The organism is Frigoribacterium sp. PvP121 (assembly GCF_017833115.1).
In the GTDB taxonomy this organism is placed as follows: Bacteria; Actinomycetota; Actinomycetes; order Actinomycetales; family Microbacteriaceae; genus Frigoribacterium; species Frigoribacterium endophyticum.
In genome coordinates this window covers 298,609-318,277 of the sequence record NZ_JAFIBR010000001.1, presented here as the reverse complement: position 1 = coordinate 318,277, position 19,669 = coordinate 298,609, and the positions used below count along the sequence as shown (strand labels likewise).

Here is a 19,669-nt window from a genome sequence, read left to right as displayed (position 1 = left end):
CCTCGACCGCGTAACATGTACACACACCAATCCGCAGTGTCCGGTAGGCCGGGTCATCGACCCGGCCCCCGGCCCCACTGCAACCGAGTCCTGAGGAGGACCCACAGTGGCTAAGGCCAAGTTCGAGCGGACCAAGCCGCACGTCAACATCGGAACCATCGGTCACGTCGACCACGGCAAGACCACGCTCACCGCGGCGATCACCAAGGTCCTGCACGACAAGTACCCGACCCTCAACGAGGCGTCGGCCTTCGACCAGATCGACAACGCGCCCGAAGAGAAGCAGCGCGGCATCACGATCAACATCTCGCACGTCGAGTACCAGACCGAGAAGCGTCACTACGCTCACGTCGACGCTCCCGGCCACGCCGACTACATCAAGAACATGATCACCGGTGCGGCTCAGATGGACGGCGCGATCCTCGTGGTCGCCGCCACCGACGGCCCGATGCCCCAGACGCGTGAGCACGTCCTGCTCGCCCGCCAGGTCGGCGTTCCCTACATCGTCGTGGCGCTGAACAAGTCCGACATGGTCGACGACGAGGAGATCCTCGAGCTCGTCGAGATCGAGGTGCGCGAGCTCCTCTCGAGCCAGGACTTCGACGGCGACAACGCCCCCGTCGTCCAGGTCTCCGCTCTCAAGGCCCTCGAGGGCGACGAGAAGTGGGCCGCCACGGTCGCCGACCTGATGGACCAGGTCGACGAGAACGTGCCCGAGCCGGTCCGCGCGACCGACCAGCCCTTCCTCATGCCCGTCGAGGACGTCTTCACGATCACCGGTCGTGGAACCGTCATCACCGGTCGTGTCGAGCGCGGCATCCTGAAGCCGAACGACGAGGTCGAGATCGTCGGCATCAAGGAGAAGTCGTCGAAGACGACCGTCACCGCCATCGAGATGTTCCGCAAGACCCTCGACGACGCGCGCGCCGGTGAGAACGTCGGCCTGCTCCTCCGCGGCACCAAGCGCGAGGACGTCGAGCGCGGCCAGGTCGTGGTCAAGCCCGGCTCGATCACGCCCCACACCGAGTTCGAGGCGAACGTCTACATCCTCTCCAAGGACGAGGGTGGGCGTCACAACCCGTTCTACGCGAACTACCGCCCGCAGTTCTACTTCCGCACCACCGACGTCACGGGTGTCATCACGCTGCCCGAGGGCACCGAGATGGTCATGCCCGGCGACACGACTGAGATCACCGTCCAGCTGATCCAGCCCATCGCCATGGAAGAGGGCCTGCGCTTCGCCATCCGCGAGGGTGGTCGCACGGTCGGTGCCGGCACCGTCACCAAGATCGCCAAGTAAGTACTGGTCACTCCAGCACTGCTGATCTCCTGAGAGGGGGTCGGGCCCGAGAGGGCCCGGCCCCCTCTCTCGTGTCACCAGGGTCGGTCGTGTCACCATGGGGTGCCGCCGGAAGCGCCGGCGCAGACAGGAGAGACGTCATGGCCGGTTTCGACGACATCACCCGCAAGGCTCAGTCGTTCCTCAACGACGGCAAGGTGCAGGACGCCCTCAAGAGCGAGAAGGCGGAGGGCGTGAGCGACCGCATCCTCGACGCCGTCGCCGGCGCTGCCGACAAGGCCACCGGGGGCAAGCACTCCGACAAGATCCAGCAGGCCAAGGACGCCGCCGACAAGAAGATCGGCAACGAGTAGGGCCCACGGCCCCACGTCGGCCCTCGGAGCCCCTCGGGCCCGGGGGCCGTCGCTGTACCCCGGCGACCCGGCCACCGTTCGACCGGACGGTGTTCACTCGACCGATGCCGCGCCTCCGACGCACCGATCAGGCCCACCCCGGCATCTCGCGCCGCCGTTCGGGCACGGGCTTCACCTACCGCGACGCCGACGGGTCCACCATCACCGACCCGGTCGTGCGGGAGCGGCTCGACCACCTCGGGATCCCGCCCGCGTGGACGGACGTCTGGATCGCGCCGTACCCCAACGGGCACGTCCAGGCCACGGGCAAGGACGCCGCGGGAAGGCGCCAGTACATCTACCACCCGACCTGGCGCGAGCAGAAGGACCGGATCAAGTTCGACCGGGCGCTCTCCCTCGCGGAGTCGCTGCCCACGGCCCGCAGGTTCGTCACGATGGACCTCCGCCTCGACGAGCCCGTCCGCGACCGCGCCCTCGGGGCGGCCTTCCGCATGCTCGACACCGGTTCGCTCCGGGTCGGCTCGGAGCGCTACGCGGAGGAGCACGGCAGCCACGGCCTGTCGACGCTGCTCTGCTCGCACGCGAAGGTCTCCGGCGACGTGGTCGCGCTCTCGTTCCCCGGCAAGAGCGGCCAGGAGTGGGACAGCGAGATCCGCGACCCCGACCTCGCCGCGGTCGTGCGCAGCCTGAAGACCCGGGGCGGCCGCTCACGCCTCCTGGCTTGGCGACCGGAGGCCGGGAGCCCCTGGCGGCCCCTCCACGCGTCGGAGATCAACGAGTACGTGAAGCTGCGGGCCGGCGACGACTTCACCGCGAAGGACTTCCGCACCCTGCACGGCACCGTCGCGGCCGCGGTCAGCCTCGCGCAGAGCGGCCCGCAGCCCACGGTGGGTCGGCGACGTCGGGCGCTCGCGCAGGCGATGCGCGACGCGTCGGACGTGCTGGGGAACACCCCGAGCATCGCGCGGAAGTCCTACGTCGACCCGCGTCTCGTCGACGCGTACGAGCACGGCGAGACGATCGACCCGCGTCGCCTGGGCTCGGCGGAGTCCGAGGTGCGCTCGCTGCTCTATCGCTGAGTCGCGGCCACGCAGGCTCATGACGTACCGTAGAGGGTTGCGTCCGATCGAGTCGGACGCCCGAGAGGAACTACTGCAGTGACTGACGAGTGCATCCACGGGTTCGAGAGGGAGCTCTGCGACATCTGCGCCCCCCGCAAGCGCGAGCCCCTGCTCGATGCCGACGGTGAGGTCCGGACCCTCACGACCAAGCGCCGTGCCGCGTCGCGCAAGCCCGAGTCGCTGCGCAGCACGCCGGCCCTCGCCCGCGACTCCGCGGCCGTCGCCGTGGCGGCGCAGTCGGCCGCGGCCCCCGTCCCGGTCTTCGCGCAGCAGCGCGTCTACCACTGGACCCACGTGACGAACCTGCCCGCCATCATCGCGGCCGGCGCCCTCCGCCCGGGCGCGGCGGCGGAGCCCGAGCTCGACGTGAGCTCGGAGGCGACCCGTGCCCTCCGCGCCTCGGTGACCAGCGCCTCCGGCGTCGTCCTCGCCGAGCACGTCCCGTTCTCGCTGTCGCCCCACGCCTCCGCGTGGGACGTCCTGCGCTCGGGCGCCGACGGCTACGAGTGGTCCGACGCCGCGCGCGCCGCGAAGGCCACCGACTTCGTCATGCTGGTCGTCCCGGTCTCGTCGCTCGACGACGGCTTCGTGGTCACCGAGGGCGACGCCGCCGTCCAGGGCGTCCGCCAGGCCGTGGGCCTCGACGACGCGGCCTCGATGGTGCGCCGCTTCTCGCTCGCCGACCCCGACCTGCTGGAGCCCGAGGTGCTGGTGCCCGGGGGAGTGTCGCTCGAGGCCGTGACGCTCGTCGGCGTCCCGAACGACAAGATGCGCGACCGCGTCAAGCAGCTCTTCGCCGACTCGTCCGACCACGCCCCGCGCGTGGCCGTCTACCCGCCGTGGTTCCGCCCGGCGGAGGTCGCGACGGCCTGACGGCCGGCCCCCGAGGAGGCGCGGTGCGAGACTGCTCGCACCGCGCCTCCCGTGCGTCACGGCCCCGTCGCCGGGGTCGCCCGGATCCGCGACACGCCCGGGTTGCAGCAAATGCACGCGTGTGGCAAAATCGTCTAGTTCAACATTCCGGGTCGGCCGAGCGCCGAGCCCCGGATCACTGCCAGGCAGTGCACAGGCGTTCGTCGCCTGGGCCGCGGGTAGCAGGACACATCTCACAACGGAATCTCCAGCGCGCTGGCCCTCGGGCACAGCTCTGCGCGGCGGTGACAGCGAAGATTGCCCTCCCCGGGCCACCCTCGTGCCACCGACACGCTCGAGCCACGGCTCGCTGGGCGTCCGAGATGGCTTCACACGAGAACAGCGGTACGCGAGACACACGTCGTGCCAGATGTTTGCCCAGCAAACAGCGTCAGGCGGCCCCCGAGGTGCGCGACGTCCGAACGAGAGAGAGCCACACATGGCGGGACAGAAGATCCGCATCCGACTCAAGTCGTACGACCACGAGGTCATCGACACCTCCGCGCGCAAGATCGTCGACACGGTCACCCGCGCGGGCGCCACCGTGGTCGGCCCCGTGCCGCTGCCGACGGAGAAGAACGTGGTCGTCGTGATCCGTTCGCCCCACAAGTACAAGGACTCGCGCGAGCACTTCGAGAAGCGCACCCACAAGCGTCTGATCGACATCGTCGACCCGACCCCCAAGGCCGTCGACTCGCTCATGCGCCTCGACCTCCCGGCCGACGTCAACATCGAGATCAAGCTGTAGGGGGGCGACCATGACTGTCAGCGCCACCAAGAACGTCAAGGGCCTGCTCGGCAAGAAGCTCGGCATGACCCAGGTCTGGGACGAGAACAACAAGCTCGTCCCCGTCACCGTCGTGGAGATCGCTCCCAACGTCGTGACCCAGATCCGCTCGCTCGAGAAGGACGGCTACAGCGCCGTCCAGATCGCCGCCGGCCAGATCGACCCCCGCAAGTCGAACAAGCCCTCCACGGGCCACTTCGACGCCGCCGGCGTCACGCCCCGCCGCCACCTCACCGAGGTCCGCACCGCCGACGCCGCCGAGTACGCACTCGGCCAGGAGATCACGGTCGACACCTTCGAGGCCGGCCAGAAGGTCGACGTCGTCGGCACCTCCAAGGGCAAGGGCTTCGCCGGTGTCATGAAGCGTCACAACTTCAAGGGCGTCAGCGCCTCGCACGGTGCCCACCGCAACCACCGCAAGCCCGGCTCGATCGGTGCTTCGTCGACCCCCAGCCGTGTCTTCAAGGGCATGCGCATGGCCGGTCGCATGGGTGGAGAGCGCGTCACCATCCTCAACCTCACGGTGCACGCCGTCGACGCCGAGAAGGGTCTGCTGCTCGTCAAGGGCGCCGTCCCCGGTGCTCGTGGCCGCATCGTCTTCGTCCGCACCGCCGTGAAGGGGAAGTAGCTCATGGCCACCACTACCGCATCGGCCACCACGGTCGACGTCATCGACGCCAAGGGCGCCTCCACCGGCACCACGGTCGAGCTCCCCGCCGAGCTGTTCGACGTCGTCACCAACGTCCCGCTCATCCACCAGGTCGTCGTCGCCCAGCAGGCCGCCGCTCGTCAGGGCACGCACAAGACCAAGCGTCGCGGCGAGGTCTCCGGCGCCGGCCGCAAGCCGTTCAAGCAGAAGGGCACCGGCCGGGCTCGTCAGGGCTCGATCCGTGCTCCCCAGATGACCGGCGGTGGCGTCGTCCACGGTCCGCAGCCGCGTGACTACGCGCAGCGCACCCCCAAGAAGATGATCGCCGCGGCCCTCCTCGGTGCTCTCTCCGACCGTGCTCGCGGCGCCCGCGTGCACGTCGTCGAGAGCTTCGTCGCCGACACGATCTCCACCAAGGTCGCCCTCGAGCTGCTCTCGACCATCGCGTCGAGCAAGCACGTCCTGGTCGTCATCGACCGCGACGACCTGCTGACCCGCAAGAGCGTCCGCAACGTGCCCACGGTCCACGTGATCACGTACGACCAGCTCAACGCCTACGACGTGCTCGTCAGCGACGACATCGTCTTCACGAAGAGCGCCTTCGACGGCTTCGTCGCCTCGAAGCGCCAGAAGGAGGCCACCGCATGAGCGGCTACGGCAAGGACCCTCGCGACGTCATCATCGCGCCCGTCGTCTCCGAGAAGAGCTACTCCCTGATCGATCAGGGCAAGTACACCTTCACGGTGGACCCGCGGTCGAACAAGACCGAGATCAAGCTCGCCATCGAGAAGATCTTCAACGTCAAGGTCGACAGCATCAACACGCTGAACCGTGTCGGCAAGACCCGCCGCACGCGCTTCGGCACCGGCAAGCGCAAAGACACCAAGCGCGCCATCGTGACGCTCAAGTCGGGCACCATCGACATCTTCACGGCTGTCGGCTAGGGCCCGGAGGGAAGACAAAATGGCTATTCGTAACTACAAGCCCACGACTCCTGGTCGTCGCGGTTCGTCGGTCTCCGACTTCGCGGAGATCACGCGCTCGACGCCCGAGAAGTCGCTGCTGCGTCCCCTGTCCAAGAGCGGTGGCCGCAACAACGCCGGCCGCATCACGACGCGTCACATCGGTGGTGGCCACAAGCGCCAGTACCGCGTGATCGACTTCCGTCGCAACGACAAGGACGGCATCAACGCCAAGGTCGCTCACATCGAGTACGACCCCAACCGCACGGCGCGCATCGCGCTCCTGCACTTCGTCGACGGCACGAAGCGGTACATCATCGCTCCGAACAAGCTGTCGCAGGGCGACATCGTCGAGTCGGGTCCCGGCGCCGACATCAAGCCCGGCAACAACCTGCCGCTGAAGAACATCCCGGTCGGTACCGTCATCCACGCCATCGAGCTCAAGCCCGGCGGCGGCGCGAAGATGGCCCGCTCGGCCGGCGCCTCGGTGCGTCTCGTCGCCAAGGACGGCCCCTACGCGCAGCTCCGCCTGCCGTCGGGCGAGGTCCGCAACGTCGACGCCCGCTGCCGCGCCACCATCGGCGAGGTCGGCAACGCCGAGCAGTCGAACATCAACTGGGGCAAGGCCGGCCGCATGCGCTGGAAGGGCGTCCGCCCGACCGTCCGTGGTGTCGCCATGAACCCGGTCGACCACCCGCACGGTGGTGGTGAGGGCAAGACCTCCGGTGGTCGCCACCCGGTCAGCCCGTGGGGCCAGAAAGAGGGCCGCACCCGCCACATCAACAAGGAGAGCGACAAGCTCATCGTCCGCCGTCGTAACGCTGGCAAGAAGCGTAAGTAGGAGTTGTAGAAGATGCCACGCAGTCTTAAGAAGGGCCCCTTCGTCGATGACCACCTGCTTCGCAAGGTCGTCACGCAGAACGAGGCCAGCACCAAGAACGTCATCAAGACCTGGTCCCGCCGGTCGATGATCGTCCCGAACATGCTCGGCCACACCATCGCGGTGCACGACGGTCGCAAGCACATCCCCGTGTTCGTGACCGAGAGCATGATCGGCCACAAGCTCGGCGAGTTCGCGCCCACCCGTACCTTCCGTGGTCACGTGAAGGACGACAAGAAGGGTCGTCGCCGCTAACGCGGCGACGTAAGGAGGAGAGAAATGGTGGAGTCGATCGCACGCGTGCGTCACATCCGCGTCACCCCCATGAAGGCCCGTCGCGTCGTCAACCTGATCCGCGGCAAGCAGGCCCTCGAGGCCCTGGCCATCCTGAAGTTCGCGCCGCAGGGCGCGAGCGAGCCCGTCTACAAGCTCGTCGCGTCGGCCATGGCCAACGCTCGTGTGAAGGCGGACAAGGACAACAGCTACCTCGACGAGCAGGACCTCTACGTGAGCCGTGCATTCGTCGACCAGGGCGCAACCCTCAAGCGGTTCCAGCCGCGTGCCCAGGGTCGTGCCTTCCAGATCCTGAAGCGCACGAGCCACATCACGATCGTCCTCGCGACGCCGGATGAGGTCGAGGCAGCAGACGCTACGAAGAAGGCGAGCAAGTAATGGGCCAGAAGGTCAACCCGTACGGCTTCCGTCTGGGCATCACCACCGACCACGTGTCGCGGTGGTTCACCGACAGCACCAAGGCGGGTCAGCGTTACAGCGACTACGTCGCGGAGGACATCAAGATCCGCACCCTGCTCAAGACCTCGCTCGACCGCGCCGGCGTGGCCAAGATCGAGATCGAGCGCACCCGTGACCGCGTCCGCGTCGACATCCACACCGCCCGTCCGGGCATCGTGATCGGTCGCCGTGGCGCCGAGGCCGAGCGCATCCGCGGCGACCTCGAGAAGCTCACCGGCAAGCAGATCCAGCTGAACATCCTCGAGGTCAAGAACCCCGAGGCCGAGGCTCAGCTGGTCGCCCAGGGCATCGCTGAGCAGCTCGCTGCTCGCGTGGCGTTCCGTCGTGCGATGCGCAAGGGCCTCCAGGGCGCCCAGCGCGCTGGCGCCAAGGGCGTCCGGATCCAGGTCTCGGGTCGCCTCGGCGGCGCCGAGATGAGCCGTTCGGAGTTCTACCGCGAGGGCCGCGTGCCCCTGCACACGCTCCGCGCCAACATCGACTACGGCTTCTACGAGGCCAAGACCACCTTCGGTCGCATCGGTGTCAAGGTCTGGATCTACAAGGGCGACATCACCAACAAGGAGCTCGCGCGCGAGCAGGCGAACCAGAAGTCGTCTCGCCCCGAGCGCCGCAACGACCGTGACGGCGCCCGCCGCGGCGGGGGCGACCGCGCTCCCCGCGAGCAGAAGGCACCCGCCACCACAGGAGCTGAGGCGTAACCATGCTTATCCCCCGTCGTGTCAAGCACCGCAAGCAGCACCACCCCGGCCGTAGCGGCCAGGCCACTGGTGGCACCAAGGTCAGCTTCGGTGAGTACGGCATCCAGGCCCTCACGCCCGCTTACGTGACCAACCGTCAGATCGAGTCCGCTCGTATCGCCATGACGCGTCACATCAAGCGTGGCGGCAAGGTGTGGATCAACATCTACCCCGACCGTCCCCTCACGAAGAAGCCCGCCGAGACCCGCATGGGTTCCGGTAAGGGCTCCCCCGAGTGGTGGGTCGCGAACGTCAAGCCGGGTCGCGTGCTCTTCGAGCTCAGCGGCGTCAGCGAGGAGGTCGCCAAGGAGGCGCTCACTCGTGCAATCCACAAGCTGCCCCTCAAGGCACGCATCATCAAGCGCGAGGAGGGCGACGCATAATGGCGATCGGTTCCAAGGAGCTCCGTCCTGTCGAGCTCGACACTTTCGAAGACGAGCGTCTCGTCGATGAGCTGAAGAAGGCCAAGGAAGAGCTGTTCAACCTGCGCTTCCAGTCGGCCACCGGTCAGCTCGAGAGCCACGGCCGCCTGCGTGCCGTGAAGCGCGACATCGCTCGCATCTACACGGTCCTGCGTGAGCGCGAGCTCGGCATCCGTGCCACCCCCGCCCCGGTCGAGGCCGCCCCCAAGGCGACCAAGAAGTCGACCAAGAAGGCTGCCGCCGCCGACGAGGCGCCCGTCGCCGAGACCGCCGAGGAGAAGTAATGGCTACCGAGAACAAGACCGAGGTCGACTCGGCAGCTGTCGAGGTCCGCGGCTACCGCAAGACCCGTCGCGGCTACGTGACCAGCGACAAGATGGACAAGACCATCGTCGTCGAGGTCGAGGACCGCGTGAAGCACCCGCTGTACGGCAAGGTCATCCGCCGCACCTCCAAGGTCAAGGTCCACGACGAGGCCAACGCGGCCGGCGTCGGCGACCTCGTCGTGATCAACGAGACCCGTCCGCTCAGCGCCTCCAAGCGCTGGCGCCTGGTCGAGATCCTCGAGAGGGCCAAGTAGGCCTCGCGGCCTGCTTGAGCAGAAGGAGACAGAAGTGATCCAGCAGGAATCCCGCCTCAAGGTCGCCGACAACACCGGTGCCAAGGAGATCCTCACCATCCGCGTGCTCGGTGGCTCCGGCCGTCGCTACGCCGGCCTCGGCGACGTCATCGTCGCCACGGTGAAGGATGCCATCCCCGGTGGCAACGTGAAGAAGGGCGACGTCGTCAAGGCGGTCATCGTCCGCACCAAGAAGGAGGTCCGTCGTCCGGACGGCTCCTACATCAAGTTCGACGAGAACGCCGCAGTGATCCTGAAGGCCGACGGGGACCCCCGTGGTACCCGCATCTTCGGGCCGGTCGGTCGCGAGCTTCGCGACAAGAAGTTCATGAAGATCATCTCGCTGGCGCCGGAGGTTATCTAAGTCATGGCAAACATCAAGAAGGGTGACCTCGTGCAGGTCATCAGCGGAGCCTCGCAGGCCCGCGGCGGAGACCGCGGCAAGCAGGGCAAGGTCCTCGAGGTGCTCGTCGAGCGCAACCGCGTGGTCGTCGAGGGCGTGAACTTCGTCACGAAGCACGTCCGCGTCGGCCAGACGCAGCGTGGCACCAAGACCGGCGGCATCGAGACCTTCGAGGCCCCGATCCACGTGTCGAACGTCGCGCTCGTCGACCCCAAGACCAAGAAGCCGACCCGCGTCGGCTTCCGTGAAGAGACGGTCACCAAGGGCGGCGTCACCAAGACCGTCCGCGTCCGTTACGCCAAGGCGTCGGGAGAGAACCTCTGATGACTGACACCACCACCACCACGCCCGCGGCCCTGCCGCGCCTCAAGGCGAAGTACCGCGCGGAGATCCTGCCGCAGCTCAAGAGCGACTTCGGCTTCACGAACGTCCACCAGGTCCCCGGCCTGGTCAAGATCGTCGTGAACACCGGTGTCGGCGAGGCCGCCCGCGACAGCAAGATCATCGACGGGGCCATCAAGGACCTCACGGCGATCACCGGCCAGAAGCCCCAGGTCACCAAGGCCCGCAAGTCCATCGCGCAGTTCAAGCTCCGCGAGGGTCAGCCGATCGGCGCGCACGTCACGCTGCGCGGCGACCGTGCCTGGGAGTTCCTGGACCGCCTGCTGTCGCTCGCGCTGCCCCGCATCCGCGACTTCCGCGGCCTGAGCGACCGTCAGTTCGACGGCAACGGCAACTACACCTTCGGTCTCAACGAGCAGAGCATGTTCCACGAGATCGACCAGGACCGCATCGACCGTGTCCGTGGCTTCGACATCACCGTCGTCACCACCGCGAAGAACGACGACGAGGGCCGGGCTCTGCTCAAGGCTCTCGGATTCCCGTTCCGCACGGCCGACCAGGCCAACTAAGATCGTTCGGTCGGCAACTCCTCACCGGAGTTGCCGACCGTTCCCCTGAGGTCGTGGAGAACCGCTCCACGACCGCCCGATCATCAAGGTCGACACCCGGTGTACCGGATGGCGAAACCCGATGAGGAAGAAGTACACCGCATGACGATGACAGATCCGGTCGCAGACCTGCTGACCAGACTGCGCAACGCGAACTCGGCGTTCCACGAGACCGTGTCGCTCCCCAGCAGCAAGCTCAAGTCCCACATCGCGGAGATCCTCCAGCGTGAGGGCTTCATCGACTCGTGGAAGGTCGAAGACGCCCGCGTCGGCCAGACCCTCACGATCGACCTCAAGTACGGTCCCGAGCGCCAGCGCTCGATCAAGGGCATCAAGCGCGTCTCGAAGCCGGGCCTCCGCGTCTACGCGAAGTCCACCGAGATCCCGCAGGTCTTCGGCGGCCTCGGCGTCGCGATCCTGTCGACTTCCTCCGGTCTGCTGACCGACCGTGAGGCCGAGAAGAAGGGCGTGGGCGGAGAAGTCATCGCCTACGTGTGGTAATTCGTCATGTCTCGAATCGGAAGACTCCCCATCTCGATCCCTGCCGGGGTCGACGTGAAGATCGACGGCCAGGCCGTCACCGTCAAGGGCCCCAAGGGTGAGCTGTCGCTCGTCGTGAAGAGCCCCATCGAAGCTGCGCTCGAGGAGGGCACCGTCGTCGTGACGCGTCCCGACGACGAGCGCGAGTCGCGGTCGCTCCACGGCCTCACCCGTACCCTCATCGCCAACCAGATCATCGGCGTGACCCAGGGCTACACCAAGGGCCTCGAGGTCGTCGGCACCGGTTACCGCGTGCAGGCCAAGGGCTCCAACGTCGAGTTCGCTCTCGGCTACTCGCACCCGATCACCGTGGAGCCGCCCGCGGGCATCAGCTTCACGGTCGAGGGCAACAACAAGCTCACCGTCGTCGGCATCGACAAGCAGGCAGTCGGCGAAGTCGCTGCCAACATCCGCAAGCTGCGCAAGCCCGAGCCCTACAAGGGCAAGGGCGTTCGCTACGCCGGCGAGGTCGTCCGCCGCAAGGCCGGAAAGTCAGGTAAGTAATCATGGGTCTCGGTACACGAGGAAAGAGCAAGTCGGCCGCCACCAAGCGCCGTCACACCCGCCTGCGCAAGAAGGTCGTGGGCACCGAAGAGCGCCCCCGTCTCGTCGTCACCCGTTCGGCCCGGCACGTGTTCGTGCAGGTCGTCGACGACAGCAAGGGCTTCACCGTCGCCAGCGCATCGACCCTCGAGGCCGACATGCGCACCTTCGACGGTGACAAGACCGCGAAGTCCCGCAAGGTCGGCGAGCTCGTCGCCGAGCGCGCCAAGGCCGCGGGCATCGAGGCCGTCGTGTTCGATCGCGGCGGCAACAAGTACGCCGGACGCGTCGCGGCCATCGCCGAAGGCGCCCGAGAGGCTGGTTTGAACCTGTGAGCGACGCTACGAACACCACTCCCCCCGCAGAGACCGACGCGGTCGCGGCGACCGAGACGGTCAAGGCTCCGGCCGAGGCCGTCGTCGAGCGCCCCGTCGAGACGGCTGCCGGCTCGGAGTCCAACAACCGCGAGGGCGGTCGCACCGACCGCCGTGGCGGCCAGGGTCGCGGAGACCGCAACGCCGGCGGCCGTGGCCGCGGCGACCGTGACGACAAGAGCCAGTTCCTGGAGCGCGTCGTCACCATCAACCGCGTGTCGAAGGTCGTCAAGGGCGGTCGTCGCTTCAGCTTCACCGCGCTCGTCGTGGTCGGCGACGGCAACGGACTCGTCGGTGTCGGCTACGGCAAGGCCCGCGAGGTCCCGACGGCCATCAGCAAGGGCGTCGAGGAGGCGAAGAAGAACTTCTTCCGCGTCCCGCGCATCGGCAACACGATCCCGCACCCCGTCCAGGGTGAGGCCGCTGCCGGCGTCGTCATGCTGCGTCCGGCCTCGGCCGGTACCGGAGTCATCGCCGGTGGTCCCGTCCGCGCCGTGCTCGAGTGCGCCGGTGTCCACGACGTGCTGAGCAAGTCGCTCGGCTCGTCGAACACCATCAACATCGTCCACGCGACCGTCGAGGCCCTCAAGCAGCTCGAGGAGCCCCGTGCCGTCGCCGCTCGCCGCGGCCTCGACATCGACGCCGTGATGCCGGCCTTCATGGCCCGCGCCGAGCAGGCGGCCAAGGCCGCTGCGACCGAGAAGGCAGGTGCCTGATGGCCCAGCTCAAGGTGACCCAGATCAAGTCCGTAATCAGCGAGAAGCAGAACCAGCGTGACACGCTGCGGAGCCTGGGCCTCAAGCGCATCGGCCAGTCGGTCGTGCGCGAGGACACCAAGCAGAACCGCGGCTACGTCAACACGGTCGCCCACCTCGTGAAGGTCGAGGAGATTGACTAATGGCTGACGAGAAGAACGGCGCCGCCGAGAAGGCCGCTCCGAAGAAGGCCGCCGCCAAGGCGACCACCACCAAGGCCGCCGCCCCCAAGGCGACGACCAAGAAGTCGACGGCCTCCTCGGCCGCCGCCTCGACGACGACCTCGACGAAGTCGGCCTCGGCCGGTCAGTCGGCGGACGTCGCCCGCCCGCAGGTCCTCAAGGTCCACCACCTCCGTCCGGCTCCCGGTGCCAAGACGGCCAAGACCCGCGTGGGTCGCGGTGAGGGCTCGAAGGGCAAGACGGCCGGACGTGGCACCAAGGGCCAGAAGGCCCGGTACCAGGTCAAGGTCGGCTTCGAGGGCGGCCAGATGCCGCTCCACATGCGCACTCCGAAGCTGCGCGGGTTCAAGAACCCGTTCCGCGTCGAGTACCAGGTGGTCAACCTCGAGAAGCTCGGCGAGCTGTACCCGCAGGGCGGCGAGGTCACCGTGAGCGACCTGGTCGCGAAGGGTGCCGTCCGCAAGAACGAGAAGGTCAAGGTCCTCGGACAGGGCGACCTGAGCGTCGCCCTCACCGTGGCGGTCGACAAGGTCTCCGGCTCTGCCGAAGAGAAGATCGTCGCCGCCGGCGGGACCGTCTCCAAGTAATCACCTGAGGGGGTGGTCCGACAGGGCCACCCCTTTCAGTCGTCTATCCTTCATGCCGGGAGGCCCCACATGTTCAGAGCTGTCGCGCGCATCATGCGCACGCCCGACCTTCGCCGAAAGATCGGGTTCACTCTCGGCATCATCGCGCTCTTCCGGCTGGGGTCGTTCATCCCCTCGCCGTTCGTGGACTACCAGAACGTGCAGCTGTGCCTCGCCGGCAACCAGGGCACCTCGGGTCTCTACGAGCTCGTCAACCTCTTCAGCGGCGGTGCGCTGCTGCAGCTCTCGGTCTTCGCGCTGGGCATCATGCCCTACATCACGTCGTCGATCATCGTGCAGCTGCTCCGCGTCGTCATCCCGCACTTCGACACCCTCTACAAGGAGGGCCAGTCGGGCCAGGCCAAGCTGACGCAGTACACCCGGTACCTCACCATCGCGCTGGGCATCCTCCAGTCGACGACGCTGATCACCGTGGCGCGCTCCGGCGCCCTGTTCGCCGGCTCCGGCGCCGCCGAGTGCCAGCAGCTCATCACGAACGACGCCTGGTACGCCGTCATGCTCATGGTCATCACCATGACCGCCGGCACGGGCCTCATCATGTGGATGGGCGAGCTCATCACCGAGCGCGGCATCGGCAACGGCATGTCCCTCCTGATCTTCACCTCGATCGCGGCCCGCTTCCCCACGGCCCTCTGGAGCATCGCGCAGGCGCGCAGCTTCGAGATCTTCCTCATGGTGATCGCCGTCGGGCTCGTGATCATGGCCGCGGTCGTGTTCGTCGAGCAGTCCCAGCGGCGGATCCCCGTGCAGTACGCCAAGCGCATGGTCGGGCGGCGGACGTACGGCGGCAACAACACGTACATCCCGATCAAGGTCAACATGGCCGGCGTCGTGCCCGTCATCTTCGCCTCGTCGCTGCTGTACCTCCCGGCGCTCGTGGCTCAGTTCAACCAGCCCTCCGACGGCACCGCGCCTCCGGCGTGGGTCGCGTGGGTCCAGGCGAACCTCACGTCCGGCGACAACCCGCTGTACATGGCGCTGTACTTCGCCCTCATCGTCGGCTTCACGTACTTCTACGTCGCGATCACCTTCAACCCCGAAGAGGTCGCCGACAACATGAAGAAGTACGGCGGGTTCATCCCCGGCATCCGTGCCGGCCGCCCGACCGCCGAGTACCTCGACTACGTCCTGACGCGCGTCACCCTGCCGGGCTCGCTCTACCTCGGCATCATCGCGCTCATCCCGCTGATCGCCCTGGCCACCGTCGGCGCCAACCAGAACTTCCCGTTCGGAGGCGCGAGCATCCTGATCATCGTCGGCGTCGGTCTCGAGACCGTCAAGCAGATCGACTCGCAGCTGCAGCAGCGTCACTACGAGGGGCTCCTGAAGTGACGGGGAGCGAGACCGGGCCCAGCCCGCGCCTCCTGATCGTCGGCCCTCCCGGCGCCGGCAAGGGCACGCAGGCGACGCAGATCGCGGAGACCCTCGGGGTCCCGGCGATCTCGACGGGCGACATCTTCCGCGCCAACGTCCGTGACGAGACCGAGCTGGGCGTCAAGGTCAAGACGATCATGGACGCCGGTGACTACGTCCCCGACAGCCTGACGAACGAGCTCGTCTCCGACCGGCTCGACCAGAGCGACGCGGCGCAGGGGTTCCTGCTCGACGGGTACCCCCGCACCCTGCAGCAGGTCGGTTTCCTCGACGACTACCTCTCCGCCAAGGGGCAGGCGCTCGAGGCCGTCATCCTGCTGGTGGCCGACCGCGACGAGATCGTCGAGCGGCTGCGCAAGCGCGCCCTCGACCAGGGCCGTTCCGACGACACGGAGGACGCCATCCGGCACCGCCAGGACGTCTACCTGCGCGAGACCGCACCTCTGCTCGAGAGCTACCGGTCGCGGGGCCTCGTCGTCGAGGTCGACGGCCTCGGCAGCATCGAGCAGGTCGCGGAGCGCATCGACGCCGCCCTGACCGAGCGCGGCTTCCGCTCGACGGCCGCCGCCTCCTAGCCGGGTGGCGTTCCGCAAGCCGGGCATCTACAAGACCCGGGACGAACTGCGCGCCATGGCGGCGCCCGGCGTGCTGACGGCCCGGTCGCTCGACGCGGTCGCGGCCGCCCTGCGCCCCGGCATCACCACGGGCGAGCTCGACGCGATCGCCGAGCGCACCATCCGTGACGGCGGCGGCGTGCCCAACTTCATGCTCGTGCCGGGCTACCGGAACACCGTGTGCACCTCCGTGAACGCCGAGGTCGTGCACGGCATCCCCGGCAACCGTGCCCTCGAGCCCGGCGACCTCGTCTCCGTCGACAGCGGCGCGGAGGTCGACGGCTGGAACGGCGACAGCGCACGATCGTTCGTGCTCGACGACCCGAGCCGCCCCGAGCTCGTCGCCGAGCGACGGCTGCTCTCCGACGTGACGGAGCAGGCCCTCTGGCACGGCATCGCCGCCCTGGCGTCTGCTCGTCACCTCAACGAGGTCGGCGACGCCGTCGAGGACTACGTGGAGTCACGCGGGAGCTTCGGCATCATCGAGGACTACGTCGGCCACGGCATCGGGCGCTCCATGCACGAGGACCCTCCGGTCTTCAACTACCGCGTCAAGGGTCGCGGCCCCGCGGTCAAGCCGGGCCTGGTCGTGGCCATCGAGCCCATGATCACCCTCGGCGGGATCGACACCGTCACGGAGGACGACGACTGGACCGTCACGACCGTCGACGGCAGCTCGGCGGCGCACTGGGAGCACTCCGTCGCCGTGCACGAGGGCGGCATCTGGGTGCTGACCGCCCACGACGGGGGAGCGGCCCAGCTGGCCCCCCTCGGGGTCGTGCCCGTCCCGATCGCCTGACCCGCGCCTCCGGCGCCTCTCGCGTGTCCGTGACGCCCGAGGGCGTCACCGCCCCGCGGCGAGGCGGCTCAGCCGTTGCCGACGGAGCAGGTCGCCTCGGCCGCGGACTGGCCGGTGATCGTGGACGGCAGCACGGCCGGTGCTCCTGGCGCCGTGGCCGGGGCGGTGGCCTCCGCGGTCGAGCCCGTGCCCGGGGTCGCGGTCGAGGGCGCGGTCGTCTCCGCCGGCGCGGGGGCCGGAGCTGCGGGGGCCGCCGGGTCCGCCTCGCTCCCGCGGCCCGTGGCGGCGTCGCCGAGGGTGAAGGGCGTGTCGGCCGCGAGGGCGTCGTTGAGCAGCTGTGCGTCGGCGGTCGAGGGCACGACCTTGGCGGAGTTCCGCGGGTCGTCGACGACGGGGTACTGCACGAAGACGATGTCGGCGGGCTGCAGGTCCTTGAGGGCGAGCGCCAGCTTCACCAGCGTGTCGGGCGAGCTGAGCGTCGACGACAGCTGCATGTTGCTCAGCGCCGCGGAGGCGAGCTTGTAGAGCGTCGCGACGTTGCCGAGGGTGCCCCCGGAGATGATCTTGCGCATCATCGCGGAGAGGAAGACCTGCTGCGAGCTGATCCGGGCGAGGTCGCTGCCGTCGCCGACCCCGTAGCGGGTGCGGAGGAACTGCAGCGCCTGGCCGCCCTGGAGGCTGTGCGTGCCGGCGTCGAGGCTGAGCCCGGTGTCACGGTCGGAGATCGGCTCGGCGACGCACACGTCGACGCCGCCGAGGGCGTTGGACATCTCGATGACCCCGTCGAAGGTGATCTTGCCCGCGTAGGGGATGGTGAGGCCGGTCATGGCCTCCACGGTCGCCACCGTGCACGACAGCCCGCCGTTCTCGAGGCTGGTGTTGAACTGCACGTACGTCTCGGCGGGGTAGGCGGTGCCGTCCTCGCCGGTGCAGGCCGGCAGGTCGACCATGGTGTCGCGGGGGATGCTGACGGCCGTCAGCTGGCTGTGGTCCTGGGAGAGGTGCACCAGGATCGTCACGTCGTTGCGCTGGCCCTCGATCGACGTGTCGGCGGTGGCCGACGACTGGTCGGCACGCTCGTCGCTGCCGACGAGGAGGATGTTGGCGCCGCCGGTGATGGCCTCGATGCTCTCGTCCTCCACCTGCGCCTCGTTGCCGAGCGAGACCGTCGACACCGAGGAGGTCACGTCGCGGACGGCGATGGCGGCGAGGGAGGCGCCGCTGACGAGCAGCACGGCGAGGGAGCTCGCGACGATCGTGACGAGCGCCCCGGCGGGGCCGCGGCGTCGGAGTCGGCCGTGGCGGGCCAGGCCACGGCGGCCTCGCGGTCGGGTCTGATCGGGCATCGGGGCTCCACGGGTCGGCGTCATCACCCTCGACTCGGCGTGTCGGGTCGACGGGCGGGTTGCTGAAGTGTAGCGGGAGGACCTAGGATCGATCTTTGGTGTTCCCAGGTCAGTTCTGTGCCTGCGACACCGCATCCCCGCACGACCAACACTCCCAATTCTTAGCGACAGTGAGGCTATGGCCAAAAAAGACGGTGTCATCGAAATCGAAGGCGCAGTGGTCGAAGCTCTGCCCAACGCGATGTTCCGCGTTGAGCTCAGCAACGGGCACAAAGTTCTCGCCCACATCTCCGGCAAGATGCGTCAGCACTACATCCGCATCCTCCCCGAAGACCGGGTGATCGTCGAACTCAGCCCCTACGACCTGACCCGCGGCCGGATCGTCTACCGCTACAAGTAGGGCGTGCTGGAAAGGAACGGCCCCACGCACCCGTGGGGCACGAAGCCAGCGAGATCAAGGAAACAACGATGAAGGTCAACCCCAGCGTCAAGCCCATCTGCGAGCACTGCAAGGTGATCCGCCGCAAGGGCAACGTCATGGTCATCTGCAAGAGCAACCCGCGCCACAAGCAGCGCCAGGGTTGATCTGACCGGTCGCCCAGCGCGGCCGGACAGAGGCCGGAGCCCCTCGAGGGCTCCACAGCACCACCAGACAGAGCAGCACCAGAACCCGCACCGCCGGCAGCAGCCAGGCAGGAGGCGTGGGGGACACCCCGGGGCGGAGGCCCGGGCACCGGCGCTGTGACAGACCTCCACCACTCTCTGAGGAGAAGCCACCATGGCACGTCTAGCAGGCGTTGACATCCCGCGCGACAAGCGCGTGGAGGTCGCACTGACCTACATCTACGGAGTCGGCCGCACCCGCGCGCTCAAGACTCTCGCCGAGACCGAGATCGACGGCAACATCCGCGTCAAGGACCTCACGGACGACCAGCTCGTCCTTCTCCGCGACCACATCGAGGGCAACTTCAAGGTAGAGGGAGACCTCCGTCGCGAGGTCGCCGCCGACATCCGCCGCAAGGTCGAGATCGGCAGCTACGAGGGCATCCGCCACCGCCGCGGCCTGCCTGTGCGCGGCCAGCGCACCAAGACGAACGCTCGTACCCGCAAGGGCCCGAAGCGCACCGTCGCCGGCAAGAAGAAGGCTCGCTAGGCCCCGGCTCCCGCCGTACTCGCCTCTAGGTTGTAGGAGAAAAAATTGGCAGCACCGAAGTCGGCCGCGCGTAAGCCCCGCCGCAAAGAGAAGAAGAACGTCGCCGTGGGCCAGGCCCACATCAAGAGCACGTTCAACAACACGATCGTGTCGATCACGGACCCCTCGGGTGCCGTGCTGAGCTGGGCCTCCTCGGGAGCCGTCGGCTTCAAGGGCTCGCGCAAGTCGACGCCCTTCGCCGCACAGCTGGCCGCCGAGTCGGCCGCCCGCCAGGCGCAGGAGCACGGCGTCAAGAAGGTCGACGTCTTCGTCAAGGGGCCGGGTTCCGGCCGCGAGACGGCGATCCGCTCGCTCCAGGCCGCCGGCCTGGAGGTCGGGTCGATCAACGACGTCACCCCTCAGGCGCACAACGGCTGCCGCCCGCCGAAGCGTCGTCGCGTCTAACTGAGTCGATGCCCGTCGCGCCTCCCCGCCCTGCTCGCAGGGCTCGGAGG

Annotated in this window: 32 protein-coding genes; 31 read left to right on the top strand and 1 reads right to left on the bottom strand. The window is 68.2% G+C overall.

Annotated features, from left to right (window positions below; genetic code table 11):
- Positions 1-106: 106 nt before the first annotated feature.
- From tuf to map, 27 genes are all read left to right on the top strand, one after another.
- Positions 107-1,300, top strand: a complete 1,194-nt coding sequence (tuf, locus tag JOE43_RS01515) for an elongation factor Tu (RefSeq protein WP_185233884.1) — start codon at positions 107-109, stop codon at positions 1,298-1,300.
- 140 nt (positions 1,301-1,440) lie between these two features.
- Complete coding sequence (locus JOE43_RS01510; protein ID WP_209514101.1) at positions 1,441-1,653, top strand: Rv0909 family putative TA system antitoxin; 213 nt, start codon at positions 1,441-1,443, stop codon at positions 1,651-1,653.
- A 104-nt stretch (positions 1,654-1,757) separates the two neighbouring features.
- A complete protein-coding gene (locus JOE43_RS01505; RefSeq protein WP_209514099.1) occupies positions 1,758-2,732 on the top strand; it encodes a DNA topoisomerase IB in 975 nt (324 codons plus the stop codon).
- Between the two features lie 78 nt (positions 2,733-2,810).
- Positions 2,811-3,647 carry a DarT ssDNA thymidine ADP-ribosyltransferase family protein gene (locus tag JOE43_RS01500; RefSeq protein WP_209514097.1) on the top strand — a complete coding sequence of 279 codons (837 nt, stop codon included), beginning with the start codon at positions 2,811-2,813 and terminating at the stop codon, positions 3,645-3,647.
- 478 nt (positions 3,648-4,125) lie between these two features.
- Complete coding sequence (gene rpsJ, locus JOE43_RS01495) at positions 4,126-4,434, top strand: 30S ribosomal protein S10 (RefSeq protein ID WP_043593369.1); 309 nt, start codon at positions 4,126-4,128, stop codon at positions 4,432-4,434.
- Positions 4,435-4,444: 10 nt separating this feature from the next.
- Positions 4,445-5,101 (top strand): 50S ribosomal protein L3, encoded by a 657-nt coding sequence (gene rplC / locus JOE43_RS01490; protein ID WP_056057397.1) that lies wholly within the window; start codon positions 4,445-4,447, stop codon positions 5,099-5,101.
- Between the two features lie 3 nt (positions 5,102-5,104).
- Complete coding sequence (gene rplD, locus JOE43_RS01485) at positions 5,105-5,770, top strand: 50S ribosomal protein L4 (protein ID WP_209514095.1); 666 nt, start codon at positions 5,105-5,107, stop codon at positions 5,768-5,770.
- Positions 5,767-6,066 carry a 50S ribosomal protein L23 gene (gene rplW, locus JOE43_RS01480; RefSeq protein WP_056057391.1) on the top strand — a complete coding sequence of 100 codons (300 nt, stop codon included), beginning with the start codon at positions 5,767-5,769 and terminating at the stop codon, positions 6,064-6,066. The genes rplD and rplW overlap by 4 nt, the downstream gene beginning before the upstream one ends.
- 19 nt (positions 6,067-6,085) lie before the next feature.
- Positions 6,086-6,925 carry a 50S ribosomal protein L2 gene (rplB, locus tag JOE43_RS01475; RefSeq protein ID WP_056057388.1) on the top strand — a complete coding sequence of 280 codons (840 nt, stop codon included), beginning with the start codon at positions 6,086-6,088 and terminating at the stop codon, positions 6,923-6,925.
- A gap of 12 nt (positions 6,926-6,937) precedes the next feature.
- Entirely contained in the window at positions 6,938-7,219 is a 282-nt protein-coding gene (rpsS, locus tag JOE43_RS01470; RefSeq protein ID WP_056057385.1) for a 30S ribosomal protein S19, read from the top strand.
- A gap of 24 nt (positions 7,220-7,243) precedes the next feature.
- Positions 7,244-7,636, top strand: a complete 393-nt coding sequence (rplV, locus tag JOE43_RS01465; RefSeq protein ID WP_055799894.1) for a 50S ribosomal protein L22 — start codon at positions 7,244-7,246, stop codon at positions 7,634-7,636.
- Entirely contained in the window at positions 7,636-8,415 is a 780-nt protein-coding gene (gene rpsC / locus JOE43_RS01460; protein ID WP_056057382.1) for a 30S ribosomal protein S3, read from the top strand. Before rplV ends, rpsC begins: the two co-directional genes overlap by 1 nt.
- Before the next feature lie 2 nt (positions 8,416-8,417).
- Positions 8,418-8,837: a 50S ribosomal protein L16 gene (gene rplP, locus JOE43_RS01455; RefSeq protein ID WP_056057379.1), complete on the top strand. Its 420-nt coding sequence runs from the start codon at positions 8,418-8,420 to the stop codon at positions 8,835-8,837.
- Positions 8,837-9,160 (top strand): 50S ribosomal protein L29, encoded by a 324-nt coding sequence (rpmC, locus tag JOE43_RS01450; protein ID WP_056057376.1) that lies wholly within the window; start codon positions 8,837-8,839, stop codon positions 9,158-9,160. Before rplP ends, rpmC begins: the two co-directional genes overlap by 1 nt.
- Positions 9,160-9,456 (top strand): 30S ribosomal protein S17, encoded by a 297-nt coding sequence (rpsQ, locus tag JOE43_RS01445; protein WP_056057373.1) that lies wholly within the window; start codon positions 9,160-9,162, stop codon positions 9,454-9,456. The genes rpmC and rpsQ overlap by 1 nt, the downstream gene beginning before the upstream one ends.
- 34 nt (positions 9,457-9,490) lie before the next feature.
- Positions 9,491-9,859, top strand: a complete 369-nt coding sequence (rplN, locus tag JOE43_RS01440) for a 50S ribosomal protein L14 (protein WP_056057371.1) — start codon at positions 9,491-9,493, stop codon at positions 9,857-9,859.
- Between the two features lie 3 nt (positions 9,860-9,862).
- Complete coding sequence (rplX, locus tag JOE43_RS01435; RefSeq protein ID WP_056057368.1) at positions 9,863-10,222, top strand: 50S ribosomal protein L24; 360 nt, start codon at positions 9,863-9,865, stop codon at positions 10,220-10,222.
- Complete coding sequence (rplE, locus tag JOE43_RS01430; RefSeq protein ID WP_056057365.1) at positions 10,222-10,809, top strand: 50S ribosomal protein L5; 588 nt, start codon at positions 10,222-10,224, stop codon at positions 10,807-10,809. Before rplX ends, rplE begins: the two co-directional genes overlap by 1 nt.
- Before the next feature lie 141 nt (positions 10,810-10,950).
- Positions 10,951-11,349, top strand: a complete 399-nt coding sequence (gene rpsH / locus JOE43_RS01425; protein ID WP_056057362.1) for a 30S ribosomal protein S8 — start codon at positions 10,951-10,953, stop codon at positions 11,347-11,349.
- Between the two features lie 6 nt (positions 11,350-11,355).
- Positions 11,356-11,892: a 50S ribosomal protein L6 gene (gene rplF, locus JOE43_RS01420; protein WP_167260392.1), complete on the top strand. Its 537-nt coding sequence runs from the start codon at positions 11,356-11,358 to the stop codon at positions 11,890-11,892.
- Positions 11,893-11,894: 2 nt separating this feature from the next.
- On the top strand, positions 11,895-12,266 hold the full coding sequence (gene rplR / locus JOE43_RS01415; protein WP_056057355.1) for a 50S ribosomal protein L18: 372 nt from the start codon (positions 11,895-11,897) through the stop codon (positions 12,264-12,266).
- Positions 12,263-13,021, top strand: a complete 759-nt coding sequence (gene rpsE / locus JOE43_RS01410; RefSeq protein ID WP_056057353.1) for a 30S ribosomal protein S5 — start codon at positions 12,263-12,265, stop codon at positions 13,019-13,021. The genes rplR and rpsE overlap by 4 nt, the downstream gene beginning before the upstream one ends.
- Positions 13,021-13,203, top strand: a complete 183-nt coding sequence (rpmD, locus tag JOE43_RS01405; protein ID WP_082514610.1) for a 50S ribosomal protein L30 — start codon at positions 13,021-13,023, stop codon at positions 13,201-13,203. The genes rpsE and rpmD overlap by 1 nt, the downstream gene beginning before the upstream one ends.
- Entirely contained in the window at positions 13,203-13,829 is a 627-nt protein-coding gene (gene rplO, locus JOE43_RS01400; RefSeq protein ID WP_167260390.1) for a 50S ribosomal protein L15, read from the top strand. The genes rpmD and rplO overlap by 1 nt, the downstream gene beginning before the upstream one ends.
- A gap of 69 nt (positions 13,830-13,898) precedes the next feature.
- Positions 13,899-15,221, top strand: a complete 1,323-nt coding sequence (secY, locus tag JOE43_RS01395) for a preprotein translocase subunit SecY (RefSeq protein WP_056057350.1) — start codon at positions 13,899-13,901, stop codon at positions 15,219-15,221.
- Complete coding sequence (locus JOE43_RS01390) at positions 15,218-15,838, top strand: adenylate kinase (RefSeq protein ID WP_167260388.1); 621 nt, start codon at positions 15,218-15,220, stop codon at positions 15,836-15,838. Before secY ends, JOE43_RS01390 begins: the two co-directional genes overlap by 4 nt.
- A gap of 4 nt (positions 15,839-15,842) precedes the next feature.
- Entirely contained in the window at positions 15,843-16,676 is an 834-nt protein-coding gene (gene map, locus JOE43_RS01385; protein WP_209514093.1) for a type I methionyl aminopeptidase, read from the top strand.
- A gap of 68 nt (positions 16,677-16,744) precedes the next feature.
- Here the strand turns inward: map and JOE43_RS01380 are convergent, their stop codons facing one another.
- On the bottom strand, positions 16,745-18,022 hold the full coding sequence (locus JOE43_RS01380; RefSeq protein ID WP_209514091.1) for an LCP family protein: 1,278 nt from the start codon (positions 18,020-18,022) through the stop codon (positions 16,745-16,747).
- A 178-nt stretch (positions 18,023-18,200) separates the two neighbouring features.
- Between JOE43_RS01380 and infA the strand changes: the two genes are divergently transcribed.
- The 4 genes from infA to rpsK all read left to right on the top strand — a co-directional run bounded on the left by infA (position 18,201) and on the right by rpsK (position 19,619).
- Positions 18,201-18,422 carry a translation initiation factor IF-1 gene (gene infA / locus JOE43_RS01375; protein ID WP_055965022.1) on the top strand — a complete coding sequence of 74 codons (222 nt, stop codon included), beginning with the start codon at positions 18,201-18,203 and terminating at the stop codon, positions 18,420-18,422.
- Between the two features lie 68 nt (positions 18,423-18,490).
- A complete protein-coding gene (gene rpmJ, locus JOE43_RS01370; RefSeq protein ID WP_043593327.1) occupies positions 18,491-18,607 on the top strand; it encodes a 50S ribosomal protein L36 in 117 nt (38 codons plus the stop codon).
- Positions 18,608-18,800: 193 nt separating this feature from the next.
- Positions 18,801-19,175 carry a 30S ribosomal protein S13 gene (rpsM, locus tag JOE43_RS01365; protein ID WP_056057338.1) on the top strand — a complete coding sequence of 125 codons (375 nt, stop codon included), beginning with the start codon at positions 18,801-18,803 and terminating at the stop codon, positions 19,173-19,175.
- A gap of 45 nt (positions 19,176-19,220) precedes the next feature.
- On the top strand, positions 19,221-19,619 hold the full coding sequence (gene rpsK, locus JOE43_RS01360) for a 30S ribosomal protein S11 (protein WP_055799944.1): 399 nt from the start codon (positions 19,221-19,223) through the stop codon (positions 19,617-19,619).
- Positions 19,620-19,669: the final 50 nt, after the last annotated feature.

Coding starts and splice junctions, on each gene's coding strand:
- secY (WP_056057350.1), top strand. CDS start 13,899: ATGTTCAGAGCTGTCGCGCGCATCATGCGCACGCCCGACCTTCGCCGA.
- rplP (WP_056057379.1), top strand. CDS start 8,418: ATGCTTATCCCCCGTCGTGTCAAGCACCGCAAGCAGCACCACCCCGGC.
- rpsM (WP_056057338.1), top strand. CDS start 18,801: ATGGCACGTCTAGCAGGCGTTGACATCCCGCGCGACAAGCGCGTGGAG.
- rpsC (WP_056057382.1), top strand. CDS start 7,636: ATGGGCCAGAAGGTCAACCCGTACGGCTTCCGTCTGGGCATCACCACC.
- rpsH (WP_056057362.1), top strand. CDS start 10,951: ATGACGATGACAGATCCGGTCGCAGACCTGCTGACCAGACTGCGCAAC.
- JOE43_RS01380 (WP_209514091.1), bottom strand. CDS start 18,022: ATGCCCGATCAGACCCGACCGCGAGGCCGCCGTGGCCTGGCCCGCCAC.
- rplV (WP_055799894.1), top strand. CDS start 7,244: ATGGTGGAGTCGATCGCACGCGTGCGTCACATCCGCGTCACCCCCATG.
- JOE43_RS01505 (WP_209514099.1), top strand. CDS start 1,758: ATGCCGCGCCTCCGACGCACCGATCAGGCCCACCCCGGCATCTCGCGC.
- rplW (WP_056057391.1), top strand. CDS start 5,767: ATGAGCGGCTACGGCAAGGACCCTCGCGACGTCATCATCGCGCCCGTC.
- rplD (WP_209514095.1), top strand. CDS start 5,105: ATGGCCACCACTACCGCATCGGCCACCACGGTCGACGTCATCGACGCC.
- rpmC (WP_056057376.1), top strand. CDS start 8,837: ATGGCGATCGGTTCCAAGGAGCTCCGTCCTGTCGAGCTCGACACTTTC.
- rplX (WP_056057368.1), top strand. CDS start 9,863: ATGGCAAACATCAAGAAGGGTGACCTCGTGCAGGTCATCAGCGGAGCC.
- rpsJ (WP_043593369.1), top strand. CDS start 4,126: ATGGCGGGACAGAAGATCCGCATCCGACTCAAGTCGTACGACCACGAG.
- JOE43_RS01510 (WP_209514101.1), top strand. CDS start 1,441: ATGGCCGGTTTCGACGACATCACCCGCAAGGCTCAGTCGTTCCTCAAC.
- infA (WP_055965022.1), top strand. CDS start 18,201: ATGGCCAAAAAAGACGGTGTCATCGAAATCGAAGGCGCAGTGGTCGAA.
- rplE (WP_056057365.1), top strand. CDS start 10,222: ATGACTGACACCACCACCACCACGCCCGCGGCCCTGCCGCGCCTCAAG.
- rplO (WP_167260390.1), top strand. CDS start 13,203: ATGGCTGACGAGAAGAACGGCGCCGCCGAGAAGGCCGCTCCGAAGAAG.
- rplF (WP_167260392.1), top strand. CDS start 11,356: ATGTCTCGAATCGGAAGACTCCCCATCTCGATCCCTGCCGGGGTCGAC.
- rplR (WP_056057355.1), top strand. CDS start 11,895: ATGGGTCTCGGTACACGAGGAAAGAGCAAGTCGGCCGCCACCAAGCGC.
- rpsQ (WP_056057373.1), top strand. CDS start 9,160: ATGGCTACCGAGAACAAGACCGAGGTCGACTCGGCAGCTGTCGAGGTC.
- rpsS (WP_056057385.1), top strand. CDS start 6,938: ATGCCACGCAGTCTTAAGAAGGGCCCCTTCGTCGATGACCACCTGCTT.
- rplB (WP_056057388.1), top strand. CDS start 6,086: ATGGCTATTCGTAACTACAAGCCCACGACTCCTGGTCGTCGCGGTTCG.
- rplC (WP_056057397.1), top strand. CDS start 4,445: ATGACTGTCAGCGCCACCAAGAACGTCAAGGGCCTGCTCGGCAAGAAG.
- rpmJ (WP_043593327.1), top strand. CDS start 18,491: ATGAAGGTCAACCCCAGCGTCAAGCCCATCTGCGAGCACTGCAAGGTG.
- rpmD (WP_082514610.1), top strand. CDS start 13,021: ATGGCCCAGCTCAAGGTGACCCAGATCAAGTCCGTAATCAGCGAGAAG.